The 1305-nt window shown below is 50.3% G+C and carries 2 protein-coding genes; both read left to right on the top strand.

Annotated features, from left to right (window positions below):
• A partial coding sequence (locus AC07X4_RS23940; RefSeq protein ID WP_494741543.1) for an RHS repeat-associated core domain-containing protein occupies positions 1–813 on the top strand: 813 nt, incomplete at its 5' end.
• Between the two features lie 12 nt (positions 814–825).
• Positions 826–1137 carry a hypothetical protein gene (locus tag AC07X4_RS23935; RefSeq protein ID WP_494741542.1) on the top strand — a complete coding sequence of 104 codons (312 nt, stop codon included), beginning with the start codon at positions 826–828 and terminating at the stop codon, positions 1135–1137.
• Positions 1138–1305: the final 168 nt, after the last annotated feature.

Raw genomic sequence — 1305 nt, 5'->3', positions numbered from 1 at the left:
GCCGCAGCCGCAACTCCAACGGCGCAGGCAGCGCAGATGTATTACTTCCACACCCAGCCCAACGGCCTGCCGGAAGAGCTGAGCGACAACAGCGGCCACCTGGTGTGGACAGCGCAGTACAGCACATGGGGCAGTACGGTCCGGGAGGAATGGCAAAGCTACGACGAAGCGGGAAGACCTGTTCAGCGGCTGCAACAGCAGTCAGCGAACCAGACAGTGCAGCTTCAGCAGAACCTGCGGATGCAGGGGCAGTACCTGGACAGGGAAACGGGGCTGCACTACAACACGTTCCGGTACTACGACGCGGACTTGGGGGCGTTTACGACGCCGGATCCGATTGGGCTGTCGGGCGGATTGAACCTGCACCAGTATGCGCCGAACCCGATTAGCTGGATTGATCCTTGGGGTTGGAGTTGCTCTTTTGACTCAAAAGCTAATCGGTGGAGAAATAATGAAACAGGTCGTTTTTCTCAACGTCCCAGTAGTCCGGCTGATCTGGTGAAAAACGGTCGGCTAAATTATCCTGACGTTCAGGTTTGGGCGCGTCAAGGCGGATTGCCTAATATTTTCCATCCTAATCCAACAAAATTTCCCTCTGGTGGATTCAAGCACGAAAACGCGCCTTATAGTATTCATGGGCATGGCGCAAACCCTGTTGCTGCCGCGAATTTTCCGGGTTCAAATGCTGGCGCCGGCCCTACTGCTAGCATTAAAGGTCCCGGTGGTAATAACTATAGAACTGACGGAACATGGGGGCCATTTGGCGCCGATAAAAATGGTGCGCATATCCCTTTGGATGGCTCTCCTTTTTAGCTTGAGATAATTATGATTAATCTCGAAAAAAAGTACGCAAACTTTCCAACTATTATGGATTACAAGGATGAAATTGCGGCAATTAAAGATTTGATTGATATTGGTGCAATCAATTTGTTGCAGGATGAGGGGGGGCTGTTTTTTGTTCTTCAAAAAATCGATGAAAGCCATCAGGATAACGGTGTTTTTGAATTTAAGCAGACTGATGGGGAGTTATTTCGGCAGTTTGTTAATTTGTTGTGTGAAATTAAGTCGCTTTATCCCAATGGAAATGTTAATATAGAAAATATGATTTCTACTTTTTTGCGTCCCGGTTTTGATTGAGGCAATTTAATTAAACGTGCCGACCGTAGGAGCAATCAGCTAAGGCTGGGCATAGAACAGCGGCTTCGGTCGGCTGATCAGAAAACGCATTGGCAGCCACACGGAGCAGCACTACCGCTACGACCACCAGCACAGGCTGACCCAGGTGGCGGTGGTGCGGGCGGGCAA

The organism is Acidovorax sp. GW460-11-11-14-LB4, assembly GCF_059423685.1.
This window is presented reverse-complemented; position numbering and strand designations above follow the sequence as displayed.